This window comes from Pseudomonas sp. GG8, assembly GCF_052976945.1.
On the sequence record NZ_JBRIIP010000001.1, the window covers coordinates 896,449 to 917,540 of the forward strand.

20 protein-coding genes are annotated in these 21,092 nt (G+C 58.0%); 2 read left to right on the top strand and 18 right to left on the bottom strand.

Translation table 11 applies throughout. From position 1 onward, the window contains the following. Positions 1-179 precede the first annotated feature (179 nt). On the top strand, positions 180-1,301 hold the full coding sequence (lptF, locus tag ACVBEG_RS04425) for an LPS export ABC transporter permease LptF (RefSeq protein WP_322178038.1): 1,122 nt from the start codon (positions 180-182) through the stop codon (positions 1,299-1,301). Beyond that, positions 1,294-2,355, top strand: coding sequence for an LPS export ABC transporter permease LptG (gene lptG, locus ACVBEG_RS04430; RefSeq protein WP_322178039.1), 1,062 nt, complete (start codon positions 1,294-1,296; stop codon positions 2,353-2,355). The genes lptF and lptG overlap by 8 nt, the downstream gene beginning before the upstream one ends. Positions 2,356-2,448: 93 nt before the next feature. On the opposite strand, the gene ACVBEG_RS04435 is transcribed toward lptG, so the two are convergent. The 18 genes from ACVBEG_RS04435 to gap form a co-directional block, all read right to left on the bottom strand. Then, positions 2,449-2,937, bottom strand: a complete 489-nt coding sequence (locus tag ACVBEG_RS04435; protein ID WP_322178040.1) for an RDD family protein — start codon at positions 2,935-2,937, stop codon at positions 2,449-2,451. Between the two features lie 97 nt (positions 2,938-3,034). Then, the gene (locus ACVBEG_RS04440) at positions 3,035-3,247 is read right to left on the bottom strand and encodes a cold-shock protein (RefSeq protein WP_322178041.1); all 213 of its coding nucleotides are present in this window, start codon (positions 3,245-3,247) and stop codon (positions 3,035-3,037) included. A gap of 407 nt (positions 3,248-3,654) precedes the next feature. After that, positions 3,655-4,779, bottom strand: coding sequence for a glycine cleavage system aminomethyltransferase GcvT (gene gcvT, locus ACVBEG_RS04445; protein WP_322178042.1), 1,125 nt, complete (start codon positions 4,777-4,779; stop codon positions 3,655-3,657). Positions 4,780-4,851: 72 nt separating this feature from the next. Further along, positions 4,852-6,228, bottom strand: coding sequence for an L-serine ammonia-lyase (locus ACVBEG_RS04450; RefSeq protein ID WP_322178043.1), 1,377 nt, complete (start codon positions 6,226-6,228; stop codon positions 4,852-4,854). 179 nt (positions 6,229-6,407) lie between these two features. Then, on the bottom strand, positions 6,408-9,272 hold the full coding sequence (gene gcvP / locus ACVBEG_RS04455) for an aminomethyl-transferring glycine dehydrogenase (protein WP_322178044.1): 2,865 nt from the start codon (positions 9,270-9,272) through the stop codon (positions 6,408-6,410). 9 nt (positions 9,273-9,281) lie between these two features. Next, complete coding sequence (gcvH, locus tag ACVBEG_RS04460; RefSeq protein ID WP_322178045.1) at positions 9,282-9,665, bottom strand: glycine cleavage system protein GcvH; 384 nt, start codon at positions 9,663-9,665, stop codon at positions 9,282-9,284. A gap of 335 nt (positions 9,666-10,000) precedes the next feature. After that, positions 10,001-10,387 carry a hypothetical protein gene (locus tag ACVBEG_RS04465; RefSeq protein WP_322178046.1) on the bottom strand — a complete coding sequence of 129 codons (387 nt, stop codon included), beginning with the start codon at positions 10,385-10,387 and terminating at the stop codon, positions 10,001-10,003. After that, positions 10,384-10,674: a hypothetical protein gene (locus ACVBEG_RS04470; protein ID WP_322178047.1), complete on the bottom strand. Its 291-nt coding sequence runs from the start codon at positions 10,672-10,674 to the stop codon at positions 10,384-10,386. Before ACVBEG_RS04470 ends, ACVBEG_RS04465 begins: the two co-directional genes overlap by 4 nt. Further along, positions 10,671-11,855 carry a hypothetical protein gene (locus tag ACVBEG_RS04475; RefSeq protein WP_322178048.1) on the bottom strand — a complete coding sequence of 395 codons (1,185 nt, stop codon included), beginning with the start codon at positions 11,853-11,855 and terminating at the stop codon, positions 10,671-10,673. Before ACVBEG_RS04475 ends, ACVBEG_RS04470 begins: the two co-directional genes overlap by 4 nt. Then, on the bottom strand, positions 11,852-12,337 hold the full coding sequence (locus ACVBEG_RS04480; protein ID WP_322178049.1) for an Hcp family type VI secretion system effector: 486 nt from the start codon (positions 12,335-12,337) through the stop codon (positions 11,852-11,854). Before ACVBEG_RS04480 ends, ACVBEG_RS04475 begins: the two co-directional genes overlap by 4 nt. Positions 12,338-12,462: 125 nt before the next feature. Next, entirely contained in the window at positions 12,463-13,971 is a 1,509-nt protein-coding gene (locus ACVBEG_RS04485) for a sigma-54-dependent transcriptional regulator (RefSeq protein ID WP_322178050.1), read from the bottom strand. Positions 13,972-14,098: 127 nt separating this feature from the next. After that, positions 14,099-14,452 carry a DUF5064 family protein gene (locus ACVBEG_RS04490; RefSeq protein WP_322178051.1) on the bottom strand — a complete coding sequence of 118 codons (354 nt, stop codon included), beginning with the start codon at positions 14,450-14,452 and terminating at the stop codon, positions 14,099-14,101. A gap of 66 nt (positions 14,453-14,518) precedes the next feature. After that, positions 14,519-15,448, bottom strand: a complete 930-nt coding sequence (gene arcC / locus ACVBEG_RS04495; protein ID WP_322178052.1) for a carbamate kinase — start codon at positions 15,446-15,448, stop codon at positions 14,519-14,521. A gap of 17 nt (positions 15,449-15,465) precedes the next feature. Next, positions 15,466-16,476 carry an ornithine carbamoyltransferase gene (locus tag ACVBEG_RS04500; RefSeq protein ID WP_322178053.1) on the bottom strand — a complete coding sequence of 337 codons (1,011 nt, stop codon included), beginning with the start codon at positions 16,474-16,476 and terminating at the stop codon, positions 15,466-15,468. Positions 16,477-16,560: 84 nt separating this feature from the next. Continuing rightward, the gene (gene arcA / locus ACVBEG_RS04505; protein WP_322178054.1) at positions 16,561-17,817 is read right to left on the bottom strand and encodes an arginine deiminase; all 1,257 of its coding nucleotides are present in this window, start codon (positions 17,815-17,817) and stop codon (positions 16,561-16,563) included. 33 nt (positions 17,818-17,850) lie between these two features. Beyond that, positions 17,851-19,278 carry an arginine-ornithine antiporter gene (gene arcD / locus ACVBEG_RS04510; protein ID WP_322178055.1) on the bottom strand — a complete coding sequence of 476 codons (1,428 nt, stop codon included), beginning with the start codon at positions 19,276-19,278 and terminating at the stop codon, positions 17,851-17,853. Positions 19,279-19,450: 172 nt separating this feature from the next. Continuing rightward, positions 19,451-19,858, bottom strand: a complete 408-nt coding sequence (locus tag ACVBEG_RS04515; RefSeq protein ID WP_322178056.1) for a YbaN family protein — start codon at positions 19,856-19,858, stop codon at positions 19,451-19,453. Between the two features lie 75 nt (positions 19,859-19,933). After that, complete coding sequence (gene gap / locus ACVBEG_RS04520; protein ID WP_322178057.1) at positions 19,934-20,935, bottom strand: type I glyceraldehyde-3-phosphate dehydrogenase; 1,002 nt, start codon at positions 20,933-20,935, stop codon at positions 19,934-19,936. Positions 20,936-21,092: the final 157 nt, after the last annotated feature.

Here is a 21,092-nt window from a genome sequence, read left to right on the forward strand (position 1 = left end):
GACGTTGTCGTATCGAGCGTATCAACCTTCTATAGAGAAGGCGCAGTGACAGGGACCCTCAATCACAGGATAATGCCGCATATTTTTTAGGCGGGTCGCTTCTGCGAGCCGGTTACCACTGTGGCTGATTCGCTTTCTTTGTTTGGCCGCCTGCGCCTGACAACCCTGGAGTGTCTGGTTTGATTGTCTTTCGTTATCTGTCCCGAGAAGTGCTGGTTACCTTGAGCGCGGTCAGCGCCGTGTTGTTGGTAATCATCATGAGCGGACGCTTCATCAAATACCTGGCTCAAGCCGCATCGGGAGCCCTTGACCCCGGTGTGCTGTTCTTGATCATCGGCTTTCGTCTGCCTGGCTTCTTGCAACTGATCCTGCCGCTGGCCTTGTTTCTGGGCATTCTGCTGGCATACGGTCGGCTTTATCTGGAAAGCGAGATGACTGTCCTGGCCGCCACCGGCATGAGCCAGCAGCGTTTGCTGTGGATCACCATGGCGCCAGCGACCGTGGTTGCGCTGCTGGTCACCTGGCTGAGCCTGGGGTTGGCGCCGCAAGGCGCAGCGCAGGTTTCTATGATCGTCAATCAACAAGACGCATTGACTGAGTTCGATACGCTGGTACCTGGCCGCTTCCAGGAGCTGCGCGACGGTTCGCGGATTACTTACACAGAAACGCTTTCAGACGACCGCGCTCGTCTGGGTGGGGTATTCATCTCCGAGAAACGCCCGACCCAGAATGGGGCCAAGGATCAAGGGATCTCCGTTCTGGTCGCCGAGAAGGGGCATCAGGAGGTCAGGGCTGATGGTAGTCGCTACCTGATTCTGGAGAATGGTTACCGTTATGACGGCAACCCCGGTGAGGCCAACTACCGCGCCATCAAATACGATACCTATGGCGCCCTGTTGCCAAAACCCGCGATCAGCGAGGAAATTACCGACCGCGAGTCGATTCCGACCCGTGATTTGTTCGGCAGCGACAACCCTCGCTACAAGGCTGAGTTGCAGTGGCGGCTCGCCCTGCCGGTCCTTGTGTTTATCGTGACATTGATGGCGGTGCCGCTGGCCAAGGCCAACCCGCGTCAAGGGCGTTTCCTCAAGCTGCTTCCGGCGATCCTTCTGTACATGGCGTACCTGACCATTTTGATTGCCGCTCGCGGTGCGCTGGAGCGGGGCAAAATCCCAATGGTTCTGGGCCTGTGGTGGGTGCATGCGTTGTTTCTGGGCATTGGCCTGTTATTGCTGTACTGGGAACCTCTGCGGTTGAAAATGGCGAGCCGCCGCACGGCGCAGGAGGTGGCCCGTGGTTAAAATCGACCGCTATATTGGCAAGAGTGTTCTAGTCGCGATCCTTGGCGTGCTCGGGGTCATTTTGGGGCTGGCTTCGCTGTTTGCTTTCATTGATGAAATAAAAGACATCAGCAACACCTACACCTTGGCCGATATTACTTCCTTCGTATTGCTGACTGCGCCGCGACGTGTCTACGACATGTTGCCGATGGCTGCACTGATCGGTTGTCTGGTTGGCCTTGGCAGTCTGGCCAGCAGCAGTGAACTGACCATCATGCGCGCAGCGGGTGTGTCCATCGGGCGTATCGTCTGGGCGGTAATGAAGCCGATGCTGGTACTGATGGTCGCTGGCTTGCTGGTGGGCGAATATGTCGCACCGCCCGCTGAGGACCTGGCTCAGTCCAACCGAGCCCTGGCCCAAGGCAGCGACGAATCGCAAAGCGGCAGGTACGGGGTGTGGCACCGTCAGGGCGAAGAGTTCATTCATATCAATACCGTACAACCCGATGGGGTGCTGTACGGCGTGACTCGCTATCGTTTCGACGATCAGCGGCACATGCAGTCCGCAAGCTTCTCGAAGAAGGCGAAGTTCGAGAATGATTCATGGATGCTGGAAGACGTGACCACGACGCTTTTCCATGCTGACAGCACCGAAGTCGTCAAAAGCCCGAATGATCGTTGGGACGCGTCCCTCAGCCCACTATTGCTCAGCACGCTGGTCTTGCCGCCGGACTCGCTGTCGATCACTGGCTTGTGGAGTTACGCACATTATCTTGCGGATCAGGGCTTGAACAATGGCCGTTACTGGTTGGCGTTCTGGACCAAAGTCCTGCAGCCGCTGGTCACAATGGCGCTGGTGTTGATGGCGATCTCGTTCATCTTCGGCCCGTTGCGCTCGGTGACCCTGGGTCAACGGGTGTTCACCGGGGTGCTGGTCGGCTTCACCTTCCGCATTGCCCAGGACCTGCTTGGGCCGTCTAGTCTGGTGTTCGGATTTTCGCCGCTGTTCGCGGTGCTGGTGCCTTCCGGGATCTGTGCCGTGGCTGGGGTCTGGCTGCTACGCCGGGCGGGCTAGAAAAAAGACAGACAAAAAAGCCGACGTCGAGTCGGCTTTTTTACAGGGTGCGCCAGGCATGCGCGTTGCGCGTAAGCAGTTCATCCAGAGCCACTATTTTTTCTGCTTGGGTACCTGCACCAGCTGGCTGTCGGAATATATGTCATGCCAGCTGCGTTTCTGCTTATCGAACAATACCCAGAAAAAGCCCAGTCCCACACATAGCCACGAACCGATAGCGACCACGAAACGCAACAGTGCCTGCCACAGGCTGATGGCAGTGCCGTCGGCGTTCTGCACACGAATGCCCCACACCTGCATCCCGAGGGTCTGGCCTGAATGGGTCCAGAACTTGGCGAAGAAACCGAACAGCACAAACACCAGAATCGTTGAAAGCAGCGGGTCGCTGTCCAGCGCCCCGGACTCGGACATCGCGCGTAATTGAGCCTCACCGATAAAGGCCATCAGGATCAGCTTATAAACGAAGGTGGTGACCATCAGCAGCGCGATGCACAGCAGGGCGTCATAGAACATCGCCGCAAGGCGGCGGCCCAAGCCTGCAACGGGAAAGTCGCCTTGTGGGCGGAGCAGGTGTTTCGACATGGCGGGCTCTCGTTTGCAAAAAGAACCCATTTTACGGAATCCCAGCCATAAAAAAGCCCCTGATGTCAGCATCAGGGGCTTTTTTACTGATCGCTATTTAAGCTTCGGCTTGAACTTCATCCGCCTGCAAGCCTTTTTGGCCCTGCACCGCAATGAAGGTCACCTTCTGACCTTCTTTCAGGCTCTTGAAGCCGCTGCCCTGAATAGCGCGGAAATGGACGAACAGATCCGGACCGCTCTCTGGCGTGATAAAACCAAAACCCTTTTCGTCGTTAAACCACTTGACGGTACCGCTCTGACGATTCGACATTTTCTTATTTCCCTGGAACTTGAATTGATGACAGTCTCTTTCGCCTGAAAGAGTACTGGACTGGCTGCAGGTAGTAAGAAACGTCGAGCGGGATGTAGCAATACTTAGAGCTACTGCCCAGGTCACGGTTCAAGCGACCCATGCAAACACAGTTAAGAAACTCTACGCCAACCATGGCAGAAAAAACAAGCCCTGCTCAGGCGCAGGTTTCCGGCACTCTCCAGCTTTTTTGAACGGTGTGCCCGTCAGGCAAGATCGATGGTTTTTTACCCGTGTGCCTGGCTATATGCAAAGTGCGCCGTGGACTAACAGCGCACTTTACAGCGGTATACATTGCGATTGCATGACGGCCAGTTGCCCTGTTTTTGGGTGTCCAGTTTACGGGCGGCCGCCTTTAACCTCGCCTGTTAACCACGGTAGTAACGCTGCGCCACGAATGGCATTTTGCTGACCCGCATCAGCACTTTCTTACCCCGCACGATGGCCCAGACTTCACTGTCCAGCGCGGTGTAAGCGCTGTCGAGGTAAGCCATGACCAGCGGTCCACCCAGCGTTGGACCGAACCCACCGCTGCTGACTGTACCAATGGGTTTGTCGTTGGCATCGACGATTTCTGCGCCTTCACGGACCGGCGTACGTTCCTGCGGCAGCAAGCCGACACGTTTGCGGCTCACACCGGCTTGCTGCTGAGCAAAGATCTGCTCCGCGCCGGGGAAGCCACCGGCACGTGCGCCGTCGGCGCGTCGAACCTTGGAGATCGCCCATAACAGGTTGGCCTCAACCGGTGTGGTCTCGGTGTTCATGTCGTGGCCATACAGGCACAGGCCTGCTTCGAGACGCAGAGAGTCGCGGGCACCGAGCCCGATGGGGGCGACCTCTGGTTCGGCCAACAAACGGCGGGCCAATGCGTCGGCTTGATCGGCGGGGACCGAGATTTCAAAACCGTCTTCACCGGTGTAGCCGGAGCGGCTGACGTAGCAGTCGGCGCCGAGCAACGTCACCTTGGCAAACTGCATGAACGTCATGTTCGCCACTTTCGGAGCCAGACGTGCAAGGACGGTCACTGCTTCCGGACCTTGCAGGGCCAGCAGGGCGCGTTCTTCGAACAGGGGCTGGATGTCGCACTGACCGGTCAGGTGCTGTTGCAAGTGCGCAAGGTCCTGGTTTTTACAGGCGGCGTTGACCACCAGAATCAGCTCGTCGTTGCCGATGTTGGCGACCATCAGGTCATCGAGAATGCCACCGCTTTCATTGGTGAACATCGCGTAGCGCTGCATGCCCACGGGCAGGTCGATGATGTCGACCGGCACCAGGGTTTCCAGCGCTTTGGCGGCGTTGGCGCCGGTCAGGCGAATCTGGCCCATGTGCGATACATCGAACAAGCCGGCATGCGCGCGGGTGTGCTGGTGTTCCTTAAGCACGCCAGCGGGGTATTGAACGGGCATGTCGTAGCCGGCAAACGGCACCATTCTGGCCCCCAGTTCGCGGTGTAAAGCGTGCAGCGGGGTAGTTAACAGCTGTTCGGTGGACATTCATGGCTCCTTGGAGTTTTCCGGCTTTCGCTTTGTAGGGAGGGCGAAAGCAGTCGATTTCATGAGGCTGTTTCAGCACTCGATAATGTTCACGGCCAACCCGCCTCGGGCGGTTTCCTTGTATTTACTTTTCATGTCGGCACCGGTCTGGCGCATGGTGCGAATCACTTTGTCGAGGGAGACGAAGTGCTGACCATCGCCGCGCAACGCCATGCGCACGGCATTGATCGCTTTCACCGAACCCATCGCGTTGCGCTCGATGCAGGGCACCTGCACCAAGCCGCCAATCGGGTCGCACGTCAGGCCCAGGTTGTGTTCCATGCCGATTTCGGCGGCATTTTCTACCTGCTGAACATTGCCGCCCAACACTTCGCACAACGCTCCGGCCGCCATTGAGCAGGCCACGCCGACTTCGCCCTGACAGCCCACTTCGGCGCCAGAGATCGAGGCGTTTTCTTTGTAAAGAATGCCAATCGCCGCCGCCGTGAGCAGAAAGCGCACAACCCCGTCTTCATTGGCGCCGGAGATAAAGCGCATGTAGTAATGCAGCACCGCCGGGACAATCCCCGCTGCACCGTTAGTGGGGGCGGTGACGACCCGGCCACCGTTGGCGTTCTCTTCGTTGACCGCCAGGGCGTACAGGTTGACCCAATCGAGCATTGACAGTGCATCACGCAGCGCCGCCTCCGGGTTGTTGCACAGCTGACGGTGTAGCGCTGCAGCCCGGCGTTTGACCTTCAACCCGCCCGGCAAAATCCCTTCATTGCGGCACCCCGCTTTCACGCAATCCTGCATGACCTGCCAGATGTTCAGCAGGCCTTTGCGGGTTTCCGCTTCCGGGCGCCAGGCGGCTTCGTTGGCCAACATCACCTGGCTGATAGACAGGCCATGCGCCGTGCAATGGCCCAGCAAATCCTTGGCGCTTTTGAACGGATAGGTCAGAGGAGTGCTGTCTTCTACGATCCTGTCAGCGCCGGCGGCGTCTTCATCGACAACAAAGCCGCCACCGACGGAATAATATTCGCGGCTACGAGTCTGCAAACCGGCGGCATCAAAGGCACGGAAAATCATGCCGTTTGGATGGAACGCCAAGGGTTTTCGGATCATCGCCAAGTGTTGTTTTTCGACGAACTCGATGCTGTGTTCACCGAGCAGGTTCAGGCGCTGACTGCTGCGAATCTGTTGCAGACGCGCAGAGATGGTTTCGGTATCGACGGTGTCAGGGTGTTCGCCTTCCAGGCCCAGCAGCACGGCCTTGTCGCTGCCATGGCCCTTGCCGGTAGCGCCCAGTGAGCCATACAGCTCGACCTTGACGCAGGCCGTTGTCGTCAGCAAATCGTCGCGGCGCAGACCTTCGGCGAACCGGGCAGCCGCCCGCATCGGGCCCACGGTATGCGAACTGGAGGGGCCGATACCAATCTTGAACAGGTCGAACACGCTCAGCGACATGGTTGCACTCCGGTTTTTTATTATAGACAGGGAGGTCGCGTTTAATTGTAGGAGCGAGCTTGCTCGCGATCGGACTGGCGTGGTGTCTCCGATACGCCGTAATCGCGGGCAAGCCCGCGCCTACCGGGTCATGCGTCGTATCAAGGATGGGGCTACTTTGCACAGTAGCCCCATCTCGATCAGGCGTCTTGATAGCTCTCGATGGACGGGCATGCGCAGACCAGATTACGGTCGCCAAACACGTTGTCGACGCGACCCACCGGCGGCCAGTATTTGTTCTCGATCAACGAGGCTACCGGGTACACCGCTTGTTCTCGGCTGTACGGATGGCACCATTCACCGACGATTTCAGCGGCGGTGTGCGGCGCGTTCTTCAACGGGTTGTCGTCCTTGTCCAGCGTCCCGCTTTCTACTGCGCGGATCTCTTCGCGGATGCGGATCATGGCTTCGCAGAAACGGTCCAGTTCTTCCCTGGATTCGCTTTCAGTCGGCTCAATCATCAGGGTGCCAGCAACCGGGAACGACATGGTCGGCGCGTGGAAGCCGAAATCGATCAACCGCTTGGCAACGTCATCGACGCTGATACCGCTGCTGTCTTTAAGCGGACGCAGATCGAGGATGCATTCGTGGGCGACAAGCCCGTTGCTGCCGGTGTACAGCACGGGGTAGTGCTCTTCCAATCGACGGGAAATGTAGTTGGCGTTGAGGATCGCCAGTTGCGACGCGCGCTTGAGGCCTTCGCCACCCATCATGCGGATGTACATCCAAGTGATCGGCAGAATGCTCGCGCTGCCAAACGGCGCTGCGCTGACAGCGCCTGTTTTGCGCTCCATCGTCCCGTGGCCCGGCAAGAACGGGGTCAGGTGCGATTTGACGCCGATCGGGCCAACGCCTGGGCCGCCACCGCCGTGGGGAATGCAGAAGGTTTTGTGCAGGTTCAGGTGCGAGACATCGCCGCCGAACTTGCCCGGTGCACAGAGGCCGACCATGGCGTTCATGTTGGCGCCGTCGATGTACACCTGGCCGCCGTTATCATGGACGATCCCGCAGATCTCGCGGATGCCTTCTTCGAACACACCATGCGTCGATGGGTAGGTAATCATCAGTGCGGCGAGGTGTTCGCGGTGCTCAATGGCCTTGGCGCGCAGGTCTTCGATGTCGACGTTGCCGCGTGCATCACAGGCAGTCACGATCACGCGCATACCGGCCATGTTGGCGGTCGCGGGGTTGGTGCCGTGGGCCGACGACGGGATCAGGCAGATGTCGCGACGATCATCGCCGCGGCTCTGGTGGTAAGCACGGATCGCCAGCAGGCCAGCGTATTCGCCCTGGGAACCGGCGTTAGGTTGCAGCGAGATGGCATCGTAACCGGTCGCGGCGCAGAGCATCGCTTCCAGTTCGTCGGTCAGTTGCTGGTAGCCCAGGCTTTGCTCGGCGGGTGCGAAGGGGTGCAGATTGCCAAACTCGGCCCAGGTGATCGGGATCATTTCGCTGGCGGCATTGAGCTTCATGGTGCATGAGCCCAGCGGAATCATGGTGCGGTCCAGTGCCAGGTCCTTGTCGGCCAAACGACGCAGGTAACGCATCAGCTCGGTTTCGGAGTGGTAACGGTTAAACACTGGATGGCTGAGGATCGCTGACTGGCGTAGCAACGCGGCAGGCAGGCGTGATTCTACGCTGCTGGCCAACGCATTGAAGTCCGGCAGGCTTTGCCCGTTAGTGGCGAACAGCTGCCACAGGGTTTCGACGTCGGCCTGTTGGATAGTTTCGTCGAACGACAGACCAAGGCGCTGAGCATCGATTTCACGCAGGTTAATCTGTTGGGCGCGGGCTTTGACGTGCAGCGCAGCGGTGTCGGCCCCGGTGTTCAGGGTCAGGCTGTCAAAAAAGAACGCCTGATCAACGTTCAAGCCCAACTGCTTCAAGCCCTCGGCGAAGATCGCGGTCAGCTGGTGCGTACGCTTGGCGATTTGTGTCAGGCCGCGTGGCCCGTGATAGACCGCATACATGCTGGCAATGTTGGCCAACAGAACCTGCGCGGTGCAGATGTTGCTGGTGGCCTTTTCGCGACGGATATGTTGTTCGCGGGTCTGCATCGCCAAGCGGTAGGCTGGCTTGCCATGACGGTCGATGGAAACACCGACCAGACGGCCTGGCATATCGCGTTTGAACGCATCGCGTGTCGAGAAGTAGGCCGCGTGTGGCCCACCAAAGCCCAATGGCACGCCAAAGCGTTGCGCACTGCCGATGGCCACGTCTGCGCCGAACTCACCCGGAGGGGTCAGCAAGGTCAGGGCCAGCAAGTCGGCAGCCACGGCGACCAGGGCATGAACGGCGTGGAAACGTTCGACCAGTTCGCGGTAATCGAACAGGTCACCGTTGCTCGCCGGGTACTGCAGCAGGGCACCGAAATACTCGCTGACATCGCTCAGCTCGTTTTCGTCTGCAACGACGACAGTGATGCCCAGCGGTTCGGCACGGGTGCGCAGTACATCAAGGGTCTGCGGGTGGCAATGGCTGGAGGCGAAGAACAGGTGGCTGCTTTTGTTCTTGCTCAAGCGTTTGCAGAACGTCATGGCCTCGGCGGCGGCGGTGGCTTCATCGAGCAACGAGGCGTTGGCGATGGGCAGGCCGGTAAGGTCGCTGATCAAAGTCTGGAAATTCAGCAGCGATTCCAGTCGACCTTGGGAAATCTCCGGCTGATAGGGGGTGTAAGCGGTGTACCAAGCCGGGTTTTCCAACAGGTTGCGCAAAATCGGTGCCGGGGTGTGGCAGTTGTAATAGCCCTGGCCGATGTAGGTTTTGAACAGTTGGTTTTTGCTGGCGATGGCTTTGATCGACGCCAGGGCATCAGCTTCGCTTTGCCCGGCGGACAGGTCCAGAACACTGGTGTTCTTGATGCTGTCCGGGATGACGCTGGCGCTCAGCGCTTCCAGGGAGTCGAAACCCAGGGTCGCGAGCATGGCTTTTTCATCCGCCTGACGTGGGCCGATGTGGCGCGCAATAAACTCGTTGGCGGTGCTCAATTCGATACGGTCAGTCATGTTGGCTCCTCAGGCTTCAGCGCTGGCTTTGATCAGGCGGTCGTAAGCGTCCTGATCGAGCAAACTGTCGATGGCGCTGGCGTCTTCAGGGATGAAGCGGAAGAACCAGCCGGCGCCCAGTGCGTCTTCGTTGACCAGTTCAGGCGTCGCTTCGAGCGCTGCGTTGACTTCGACCACTTCGCCGGTGAGCGGCATGTTGATACTGCTGGCAGCCTTCACAGACTCAACCACCGAGGCTTCAGCGTGTTGTGTGTAAGTCTGCAATTCAGGAAGTTGCACGTACACCACATCACCCAGCGACTCTTGCGCGTAGGGCGTAATGCCGACGGTGACGCTGCCATCCGCTTCGGTACGCAGCCATTCGTGGTCGACGGTGAATCGCAACTCGCTCATAAAAACTCCTCAAGGGGCAAAAGCTCACGGCGCGCATGAGCGTAATGAGGAAAGACCATAGCAAGTTTGCGGCCAATATTATTTAGTCGATATATATCAATGACTTATATATATATTTTGATGGCGAGGGGATAGGTGCTGTAGCGAAATCGTTACGGTTGGAGCGCGATAAAAAAGGCTTACAGGATCAAAGCCTTGCACACGGGGGGTGTCCGGAAGCTGTAGCGAAACCGTTCCGTTGTAGCGTTTTCGGTACAGGTTGATGGCCGTTCGCAGCTCAAGGAACTGACTTGTCTGCGAAGGTGGCCTGTCTGGTACGCCGTGTACCCGATAGGTTACACAAGACCAAATTCGACTACTGCAACCATTCCAAACAATACCAATAGAGGCACGCAGCCGCCCCAGTGCAATACAATCAATTTACGTTTAAGGTCGGCAGGGAAGCTCTTTAAATCCTCAGCGCTAGCCCCTCCATCGCGGAGATAGAGACGAGGGACGGTCATTAGTCCCATTATTGCACCCAGTACAAACAACCTTCCCGCAGGGCCGCCATTCTTAAATGGGGCTCTGATCATAACGGCGGGACAGTTCTTCAAGTGGTCCAGCATCATATCCATTTTGGTGTAGGCGAGATGTAGCGCAAGACCAAGGAAAACGAACACACCTGCAAAGCCACTTAAGCTGACACAGAGGAAAACTTTGTCAGCGGTACTCACGCTCATTGAGTGACCTCGTAAATAATTTCACCTGTCTTTTCACCAATCTTGCCGAGGGCAAGCCCAGCTGCCAAAGAACCACCTCCGACTACCACAATGCCGCATACAAGCGTTCCTACCCAAGCAGTGGGCACCCCGAGAGCAACACAGATAGCGCCAGTCCCAGCAGCGCCTAAATACGCACCAACGGCAGCACCCCCTGTAACCCCGCCGATAAAACCTCCGCCTTCGGTGTATTTCACTTTTTCGCAAGCCTCGGCATTGCCAGCTGTGCACACGTCTTGAACTTTCATGTACGAGGCGCCACCGCCGACGGCGGTGCCGATCCAGCCACCGTTTTGACGTACTGGGAAGCCTTGGCCACGGCGCCTATGCGGGTGGCGTAGCCGGGATTCTGGCCGAATCCGCCCGCTCGCCCCGCACGATGCACCAGGCTGCGACTGGAAATACCCAGAGCGGTTTTCAGCTTCGGGTGGTCGGGTAAGCCGATGCTTTTTTTGGTCAGCGAGGTAAGTTGGGTATCGAGTTGGGTAAACAGGCGCTTGCGGTCGGCAAAGAACTCCGCTGAGCGCAGGTGTCCATGTTGCTCAAAGGTGCGCGTATGCAAGGCCTCTATCTCCTGCAGCAGAAATTTCACATCGGCCAGGTGCTTGGCGAAAATCGACTCGCCAATGCCGATCGCGGTGGCGCCGTGCGTGAGGAAGGATTCGATTTCGTCACGGTGGCGGGCCATGAAATCGGCCTCTTCCGGGCTAAGGTCCGCCAACGCCTGATTCACCCTGCGTGCCGTTTCCATCAGCAGCGCTTCTTCGCGGGTGCATCGTGGATTTTCGGGATCGCTTAGCACGATCATCTGCCCCGCTTTTACCTGATCCAACCCAGGGTTAAGGGCCCTGAATTTGGCAATCACGGCCGGGTTGCGTGAGGTGAACAGCTGCGCTTCCAGCTGTTCCGCCGTTGTGCTCTTGGGGACGATGTAGAACCCTGGGTCGTGTAGCTCGATGGGCTCTGGCCATTGTTCTCGGGGGAAAAACTTATACGTTTCGACGGGAGGTGGCGGGGCTGCCGCTTGTGTTGTGCGCTGAGCCTTCTCATCAGGCGTGTTGAGGTGTTGAGCATGGACAAAGCGCAATAAGCGCTCGGGGTCAGGTTGTAATACGGGTTGGGTGAGTCGATATACCGGGATGCGCTTGACCGCATCGCTTATTGCAACCTGGCCGTTGCGCGCCACGGCCTGCGCCTGGTTTGACAGGTCGTTCCGTTCTTGCAGCAGTGCCTGTATGCCTTGTTCGGGGGTTTTATGGCCGAGCTCGACATCATCGACAATGCGCTTTGCGTAATAGGCCACTTCTCTATTGAAGTGCACACGCGGCATGCCGTGGCTAAGGTGGCGAGCGCTGAGGCTATGGGCTTGCGCCAGCACTTGGCCCGCAGCTTGATGGACATCCCAGAGGTCATAACGGTTGGGGTTCATCCCTCTTCACCCCAAAAGCTATAACCGCTGGTCCCGGCCAAGTGGTGCCTCCAGGTGATTTCACGGTAGCGAATAGCGACGTGTTCTTGAGGTTCTGCGTCCGATTGTAAAATGACATGCGGCATATCAAGCGTCAGGTCAGCGATAATCCCGCCACTGATCGACACTGAATAGAATTTTTCCTGGGTGCCAACGGGAGATACGCGGTAGAAACTGATCGTACCGTTTATTTCTTCTCTGTTTGAGAGCGCTTGAGCGAGTAACGGTGACGATTTATCAACGTTTTTGGTGATGATGATTGGGTGGTGGGTTGGCCTGTCGATATTTCCAATATTGGCCATGGTGTGGTTGTAAGACAGCACCATTATTTCGTCGGTATGGTCTGGCTGATATTTGTTGCCCATGGAATCCTGAGTTGAGCAGCTCGCTGAAATCAGTCCTTGAGTCTTACCTGTCAGGGGCATGTAACCGTGATTAGCCATACGTGCCAGTCCTTTTTTTCGTCGACTGGACAGTCTATTGCCAAGGGGGATAGGCCGGCTGTAGGACGCTTCCGAATATAGCGAAGGGGGCTGCGGAAACGCCCCTTGACCACACGCGTCGGGGCTTAGCCCTTTCCCGGAATCCCGTACTTGCGCAACCGATGGGCGATGGCGGTGTGGGAGGTTTGCAGGCGGGCGGCGAGTTGGCGGGTGGAGGGGTAGCTGATGTAGAGCTTTTCCAGCAAGGTTTTCTCGAAGTCCTCGACCGCCTGTTCGAGGCTGTCGATTTCGCCGTCGCTTTGTCGGGCGACGGACGTGCCGGCAATGTCCAGATCGCCGATATCCACCAGCGTGCTTTCGCAAATAGCTGCTGCGCGGAAGATCACGTTCTGCAACTGGCGCACGTTACCCGGCCAGCGGTTACCCAGCAGTGCGGGGTAAGTGCCCGGCGTCAGGCGGCAAATCGGTCGTTGGATCTGAGCGCAGGCCTGCTCCATGAAATAGCGCGCCAGCAGCAGGATATCCTGCCCGCGATCGCGCAGCGGCGGCACTTCCAGGTTGAGTACGTTCAGGCGATAGAACAGGTCTTCGCGGAAGGTGCCTTCGTTGACCATTTTTTCCAGGTCGCGATGGGTCGCGCTGAGAATCCGCACGTTGACCTTCACTTCACGATCCCCTCCGACGCGGCGGAAACTGCCGTCATTCAGGAAGCGCAGCAGCTTGGCCTGCAGGTACGGTGACATTTCGCCGATTTCGTCGAGAAACACCGTGCCGTGGTTGGCCAGTTCCATCAGCCCTGGTTTGCCGCCACGTTGTGCCCCGGTGAAGGCACCTGGGGCGTAACCGAAGAGTTCGCTTTCGGCGAGGTTTTCCGGCAGCGCCGCGCAGTTGAGCGCAAGGAAAGGGGCGCTATTGCGGGTACTGATGGCATGGCAGGCACGCGCGACCAACTCCTTGCCGGTTCCTGTTTCGCCTTGAATCAGCAGCGGCGCATCGAGGGCTGCCACGCGCAGGGCGCGGGCCTTGAGGGTACGAATCGGTGGTGACTCGCCCAGTAATGCATCGAAACCTTCGGCATGGTCATGGTGCAGCGCCGCCAAGCGTTCGCCAATCCGGCTCGGTTGGTACAGCGTCAACAGCGCGCCTGCGTCGGTGATCGGGGTGGCGTCGAGCAGTAAAACTTCGCCGTTGAGCGTGACTTCGCGCAACGGTAAACGAAAGCCGTTTTCCAGTAATGCGGTTTGCAGGCCGGGGTCGGCGAACAGCTCGGCGACGGATTCACCTTCAGGTTCGCGTCCGCACAGCGCAATCAGCGCCGGATTGGCCAGCAGCACATGACCAGCGCTGTCCAGGGCCAGGACCGGGTCGGTCATGGCGGCGAGCAAGGCATCAAGTTGCAGGTGGCGACGCTGGCCGGGAAGGATGTCCACCACGGTGATCGCTTCGACACCGCGCACCCGGAACAACGCATCCTTCAGCTCTTCGAGCACTTGCGGGCTGAGTGTCGGGGCATCGATGTAAACGTTCGGCGGCACCATCTCCACGGCGTCCAGGTTCAGATTTCGCCCGCCCAGAATAGCCAGCACTTCCTGGGTGATACCAACGCGGTCGATAAAACAGACGTGAATACGCATGGGCTACTAAAGGTTCTGGACCGCGGGGGCCGCAATTATGCCAGCAAATGGGTCAGCGGCGTGTCAGGTCGTCCGTGTCACTGGCATTGCCAGGCATATTCGCGAGAGGCGTTCCTGGCCATGGAGGTCATTCCAGATGTTCTGGCATCACCGGATCACCCGGCTTGGCGTCGAGCAGTTGCCGAATGTGTTCGAACATGGCGTCGTATTGTCCATGCATCGAGCGCAGGTCCGCAGCCTTGGGCATGCCGTGTTTGACCGCGATATGAAAGGCTTCGCTGGCAAAGTTGTAGGCCATGTCCTTTGGCAGTTCGAATTCGTCCTTGAACGCAGCGCCATTGATCTCGCCCTCCATGAAGAAATGCATGGCCGTGCCTTGCGTGGGGGCCTGTCGCACTTCGTAGCGGATGTGGATGTCATAGCTGAAATCGGTGGGTTGCAGTGCAACGCGAGTGATGTGCAGATGACCGGGTTCGAACATGTGCATTGCTCCTTCGCTGGACGAAACGATAAGTGTCGGGATAGACCTCGCGGCCTATCCCAAGGTTCATTTATAGATAATGCCAGGTGTGGCACTGCTGATTCGCGTGCCGGCGTTACCGTTGACGATGTCTTCGATATCTTCCAGTGATCCAATCACCGCGACCTTGCCGGTATTGCGGGCGAAGGTGCAGGCTGCCTGCACTTTAGGGCCCATCGAGCCTGCGGCAAAGCCCAGTTTTTCCATCTCGTCAGGGTGGGCCTGGGCGATAGCCTTCTGGGTGGGCTTGCCCCAGTCGATAAACGCGGCGTTCACGTCGGTGGCAATCACCAACAGATCACTCTCCAGTTGTTCCGCGAGCAAGGCCGAGCACAGGTCTTTGTCGATCACGGCTTCGACACCTTGTAGCTGACCGTCCTTGTCATACATCGTCGGGATGCCGCCGCCACCGGCACAGATCACGATGCTGCCTTTTTCCAGCAGCCACTTGATCGGGCGGATCTCGAAGATACGTTTGGGTTTCGGGCTTGCGACCACTCGGCGAAACTTATCGCCATCCGGGGCGATGCTCCAGCCCTTTTCCTTGGCCAGGCGTTCTGCTTCTTCTTTCGAATAGACCGGGCCGATGGGCTTGGTCGGATGCTGGAAGGCGGGGTCGTTGCCGTCTACCTCGACTTGGGTCAGCAGGGTGGCGAAAGGGACCTCGATGGGCAGAAGATTGCCCAACTCCTGTTCGATGATATAGCCGATCATGCCTTCGGTTTCAGCGCCGAGGACGTCCAGCGGATAAGGCGCCACGGCGGTGTAGGCCGATGCCTGCAAGGACAGCAGGCCCACTTGCGGGCCATTGCCGTGGGCCACCACCAGCTCATTGCCGGGGACGATTTTGGCGATCTGTTGGGTGGCGACGCGGATATTCATCCGCTGATTCTCCGCGGTCAACGGTTCGCCACGGCGGAGCAGGGCGTTACCACCCAATGCAACGACGATACGCATGGTGTTTTTCCCCAAAGTCAGATGTCAGCCAGCGCCGATACCAGGATTGCCTTGATGGTGTGCATGCGGTTTTCTGCCTGCTCAAAAGCGATGTTGGCCGGCGACTCGAAGACCTCTTCGGTGACTTCCACGCCATTGGCCAGATTCGGGTAACGGCTGGCGATGTCTTTGCCGACCTTGGTCTCACTGTTGTGAAACGCTGGCAGGCAATGCATGAACTTCACCCGTGGGTTGCCCGACGCTTTCATCATTGTGGCGTTGACCTGATACGGCAGCAGTTGTTCGATGCGCTCGTCCCACGCTTCAACCGGTTCGCCCATGGAGACCCAGATATCGGTATGGATGAAGTCCACGCCCTTGACTGCTTCCAGCGGGTCTTCAGTGATGGTGATGCGGCCACCACTTTCCTCGGCGAACGTTTTGCACTGGGCAATGAAGTCAGCGTGCGGCCACAGGGCCTTGGGTGCGCCGATGCGTACGTCCATGCCCAGTTTGGCGCCGATCATCAGCAGTGAATTACCCATGTTGTAGCGCGCGTCACCCAAGTAGGCGTAGCTGATGTCATGCAGCGGCTTGTCGCTGTGTTCGCGCATGGTCAGGGTGTCGGCAATCATTTGCGTTGGGTGGAACTCGGCGGTCAGGCCGTTGAAGACCGGCACACCGGCGAATTTGGCCAGCTCCTCGACGATTTCCTGTTCAAAGCCACGGTATTCGATGGCGTCGAACATCCGGCCGAGTACGCGGGCGGTGTCCTTCATGCTTTCTTTGTGGCCGATTTGCGACGATACCGGGTCAATGTAGGTGACGTGGGCACCTTGATCGTGGGCTGCAACTTCGAAGGCGCAGCGGGTGCGGGTCGAGGTTTTTTCGAAGATCAACGCGATGTTTTTGCCTTTGAGATGCTGCTGTTCGGTGCCTGTGTACTTGGCGCGCTTGAGGTCGCGGGACAGGTCGAGCAGGAAATGCAACTCGCGATTTGTGTGGTGCATCAAGCTCAGCAGGCTGCGGTTACGCATGTTAAAGGCCATGTTTCAGATCTCCTTGGGTTTCGGTTATCTCCCTGGCTGGCACGGGATAGGGCCAAGCCAGGGCACATGTGGGTGATCGATGTATCAGTAATCGATCGGGTCGCGCAGGATCGGGCAGGTCATGCAGTGACCACCGCCGCGACCCCGGCCGAGTTCGCTGGCGCTGATGGTAATGACTTCGACCCCGGCCTTGCGCAGCAGAGTATTGGTGTACGTATTACGGTCGTAGCCGATGACCACGCCCGGTTCCAGCGCGACCACGTTGTTGCCGTCATCCCATTGCTCGCGTTCGGCGGCGAAGCTGTTACCACCGGTTTCGACCACGCGCAGGGTTTTGAGATTGAGCGCAGCGGCCACGGTATCAAGGAAGTTGGTTTTTTCGCGACGCACGTCAATGCCGCCCGGCTTGCTGTCATCGGGGCGCAGGCTGAACGCGACGATCTGGCTGACCACTTCCGGGAAAATCGTCACCAGATCGCGGTCGCAGAAACTGAACACGGTATCCAGGTGCATCGCAGAGCGGGACTTTGGCAGACCCGCGACAATGACCCGTTCGACCGCATTGTTTTTGAACAAGTTCTGCGCCAGTTGACCAATGGCCTGATGCGAGGTGCGCTCGCCCATGCCGATCAGTACCACACCGTTGCCGATAGGCATGACATCGCCGCCTTCAAGGGTGGCGTTGCCATGATCCAGATCGGGGTCGCCGTACCAGACTTGGAAGTCGGCGTTGGTGAACTCCGGGTGGAATTTATAGATGGCGCTGGCCAGCAGGGTTTCCTGACGACGGGCAGGCCAATACATCGGATTCAGGGTCACACCGCCATAAATCCAGCAGGTGGTGTCGCGGGTGAATATAGCGTTGGGCAGTGGAGGCAGGATGAAGCTGGAGTGACCGAGGAAATCGCGGAACATTTCGATGGTCTTGCCGCCGAAGCTGGTCGGCAGATCATCGGCCGATACCCCGCCAATCAGGAATTCGGCGATCTGGCGTGGCTCCAGGCTGCGCACCCAGGCGTCGACTTCATCGACCAGGGCAACACCCACCAGGTTGGGGGAAATCTTGCGTTCGAGAATCCAGTCCAGTGCGTCTGGAAACGCGACGATGTCGGTCAGCAGGTTGTGCATTTCCAGCACTTCAGTGCCGCGCTCACGCATTTTAGTGACGAAGTCGAAGTGATCGCGCTTGGCCTGACCGACCCACAGCACGTCATCGAACAGCAACTCGTCGCAGTTAGTCGGAGTCAGGCGTTGATGCGCCAAGCCTGGTGAGCACACCATGACTTTTCGAAGTTTGCCAACTTCAGAGTGAACGCCAAGTTTGACTTTATCGGTGGACATATCTGTATTCCTCCAATGATGTACGCATGGGTGTTACAGGGTCAGGAAGCCGTCGTAGAGACCATAGGCGGCAACCAGCGCGCCGATGACCACTGCGACAAAGATCAGCTTCTCAACGTTGGTGAAAACGGGTTGGCCTGCTTCATGTTTCGCCTTGGCAAACAGGATCACCCCCGGGGCATAAAGCAGCGCCGACAGCAGCAGGTACTTCATGCCGCCGGCGTAGATCAACCAGATCGCGTAGGTCAGCGCGACGGCGCTGATAGCGAGGTCCTTCTTGCGTTCGGTCAAGGCTTGCTCATAGGTCTCGCCGCGCACCGCCAGCAACAGGGCATACGCCGCCGACCACAGGTATGGAATCAAAATCATCGAGGTGGCGAGGTAGATCAGTGACAGGTAGGTGCTGGCCGAGAACAGGGTGATGATCAGGAAAACCTGAACCAGACCGTTGGTCAGCCACAAGGCATTGGCCGGCACGTGGTTGGCATTTTCCTTTTTGAGGAACGCTGGCATGGTGCTGTCTTTGGCTGCGGCGAACATGATCTCTGCGCACAGCAGCACCCACGACAACAGCGCACCGAGCAGGGAAATAACCAGACCAACGCTGATCAGCACTGCACCCCAATGCCCTACGACGTGTTCAAGCACGGCGGCCATGGAAGGGTTTTGCAGTTTGGCCAACTCGGGCTGGGTCATGATGCCCAGCGACAATACGTTCACCAGTACCAGAAACAGCAGCACGGTGATGAAACCGATGATGGTGGCCTTGCCCACGTCCGAACGTTTCTCGGCGCGGGCGGAGAAGATGCTTGCGCCTTCGATGCCGATGAACACCCAAACGGTGACCAACATCATGTTGCGGACCTGATTCAGCACACTGCCCAGATCCGGGTTTTTAAAGCCCCAAATGTCAGCAGTGAAGATGTCCAGCTTGAACGCGAAGAGGGCGATCAACACGAACAGCAGCAACGGTACGACTTTGGCGACGGTGGTCACCAGATTGATGAACGCCGCCTCCTTGATCCCGCGCAACACCAGAAAGTGCACCGCCCACAGCAGCACTGAAGCGCCGATGATCGACGCTAGCGTGTTGCCCTGGCCAAAAATCGGGAAGAAGTAACCGAGGGTGCTGAACAGCAGAACGAAGTAGCCAATGTTGCCCAACCACGCACTGATCCAGTAACCCCACGCGGACGAGAACCCCATGTAGTCGCCGAAACCTGCCTTGGCGTAGGCGTAGACCCCACCATCAAGATCGGGCTTGCGGTTGGCCAGGGTCTGGAACACGAAACCCAAGGTCAACATACCCACCGCTGAAATGGCCCAACCGATTAAAATCGCGCCTACGTCGGCACTGACTGCCATGTTCTGCGGGAGCGAAAAGATGCCTCCCCCGATCATTGATCCTACGACAAGCGCGACAAGTGCGCCGAGCCTAAGTTTGCCGGTAGCTTGAGACATTGCGCAGCTCCATCCAGGAGAAGTAGTGCCTCAGGGTAGGTGCCATGACTGCCGCTAAATATGACGTAGGTCAACAGAGCCTCTTATGCAACGTGATTGCTAATGATGCCGTAGGCATTCCGATTGAAAATGTCGCATTGCAGCAACAGCCCATGGCAGGCGTTTAGGAGGGTTATGCATTCACGGGCTCGGGTCGCGACCAGATCCACAGGTTTCCCAGGCTCATGCCCGCGATGGCGAGGTACACCGGCCAGTGGTGTTCAAGCAGGATTAGCATGATGCTGGCACACAGCACCATGCTCAGGGTGGCGCTGATTTTCGCGCGACGGGTGATCAAACGCCCGTTGCGCCAGTTATTCAGGATGGGTCCAAACAGGCGATGGTTTTCCAGCCACGCGCTCAGGCGTGGCGAACTTTTGGTCGCAGCCCACGCGGCCAGCAGGACAAATTCGGTGGTGGGCAAGCCGGGCACGACGATGCCGATCAGCCCGATCCCTACACTGACGTAAGCAAGGATGGCAAACAAACGGCGTGAAAGGATTGACCGGTGCGGTGTTCCGGTCTTGGTCTCGAGGGGCATGAGGCGTCTGTCCATTTGACAACCCGGCCAGCTTAACAGGGCTGGCCGTGCTTGAAGCCCTCATGCAAGATGGTTTTACTGGGCGTTATGCAGCGCCAGGCAGTTGTCCAGCATGCGGTTGGAGAATGCCCATTCGTTGTCATACCAGGCCAGCACTTTCATCAGCTTGCCGTTAGCCTTGGTGTGGTTGGCATCGAAGATCGACGACAGCGGGTTGTGGTTGAAGTCGTGGGACACCAGCGGCAGGGTATTGTAGCCGAGGATTTTCGAGTGCTGACTGGCTTCTTTGAAGATCGCGTTGACTTCTTCAGCCGTGGCTTCGCGCTTGAGCTGCACGGTCAGGTCCACTAGCGATACGTTGATCACCGGGACGCGAACCGCCATGCCGTTGAGTTTGCCTGCCAGTTCCGGTAGCACCAGGCCGACGGCTTCTGCTGCACCCGTCTTGGTCGGGATCATCGACTGGGTGGCCGAGCGCGCACGGTACAGGTCGGTGTGGTACACGTCGGTCAGATTCTGGTCATTGGTGTAGGCGTGGATGGTGGTCATCAAACCGCTTTCAATCCCCCATTCACGGTGCAGAATCTGTGCGATGGGCGCCAGGCAGTTGGTGGTGCAGGATGCGTTGGAAATAATCTGATGCGATTGACGCAGGATGTCGTGGTTGACGCCGTAAACCACGGTGGCGTCCGCGCCTTTGGACGGGGCCGAGACGATTACTTTGCGCGCGCCGGCAGTAATATGCGCAGCGGCTTTGTTGCGGTCGGTGAACAGGCCGGTGCATTCGAACACCACATCAATGTTTTCTGCCTTCCACGGCAGCTCTGCCGGATTGCGGATGGCGCTGACCGCGATTCGGTCACCGTTGACGGTCAGGCTTTCATGGTCGAATTTTACTGTGCCGCCAAAATGGCCGTGGGTGGTATCGAATTGCAGCAGGTGCGCGTTGATCGCGCTGTCACCCAGGTCGTTAATGGCGACGACCTGCAGGTCCTCTCGATAGCCTTGGGTATAGAGTGCGCGTAGGACATTGCGGCCAATGCGGCCAAAGCCATTGATAGCGATACGAAGCGTCATGCAGCCGTCCTCTTTTAAATTTGTTGTTGGAATTACAAGATTATTCGCATAAAAATAGAAAACAAGCCTTTTTAATGGCAATATTTTGTTTTATCTACAACGAGTAGCCCGTAAGTCCGGTTCAGATGTTCGACTTCAAGCCTTTGCTCAGCCTAGG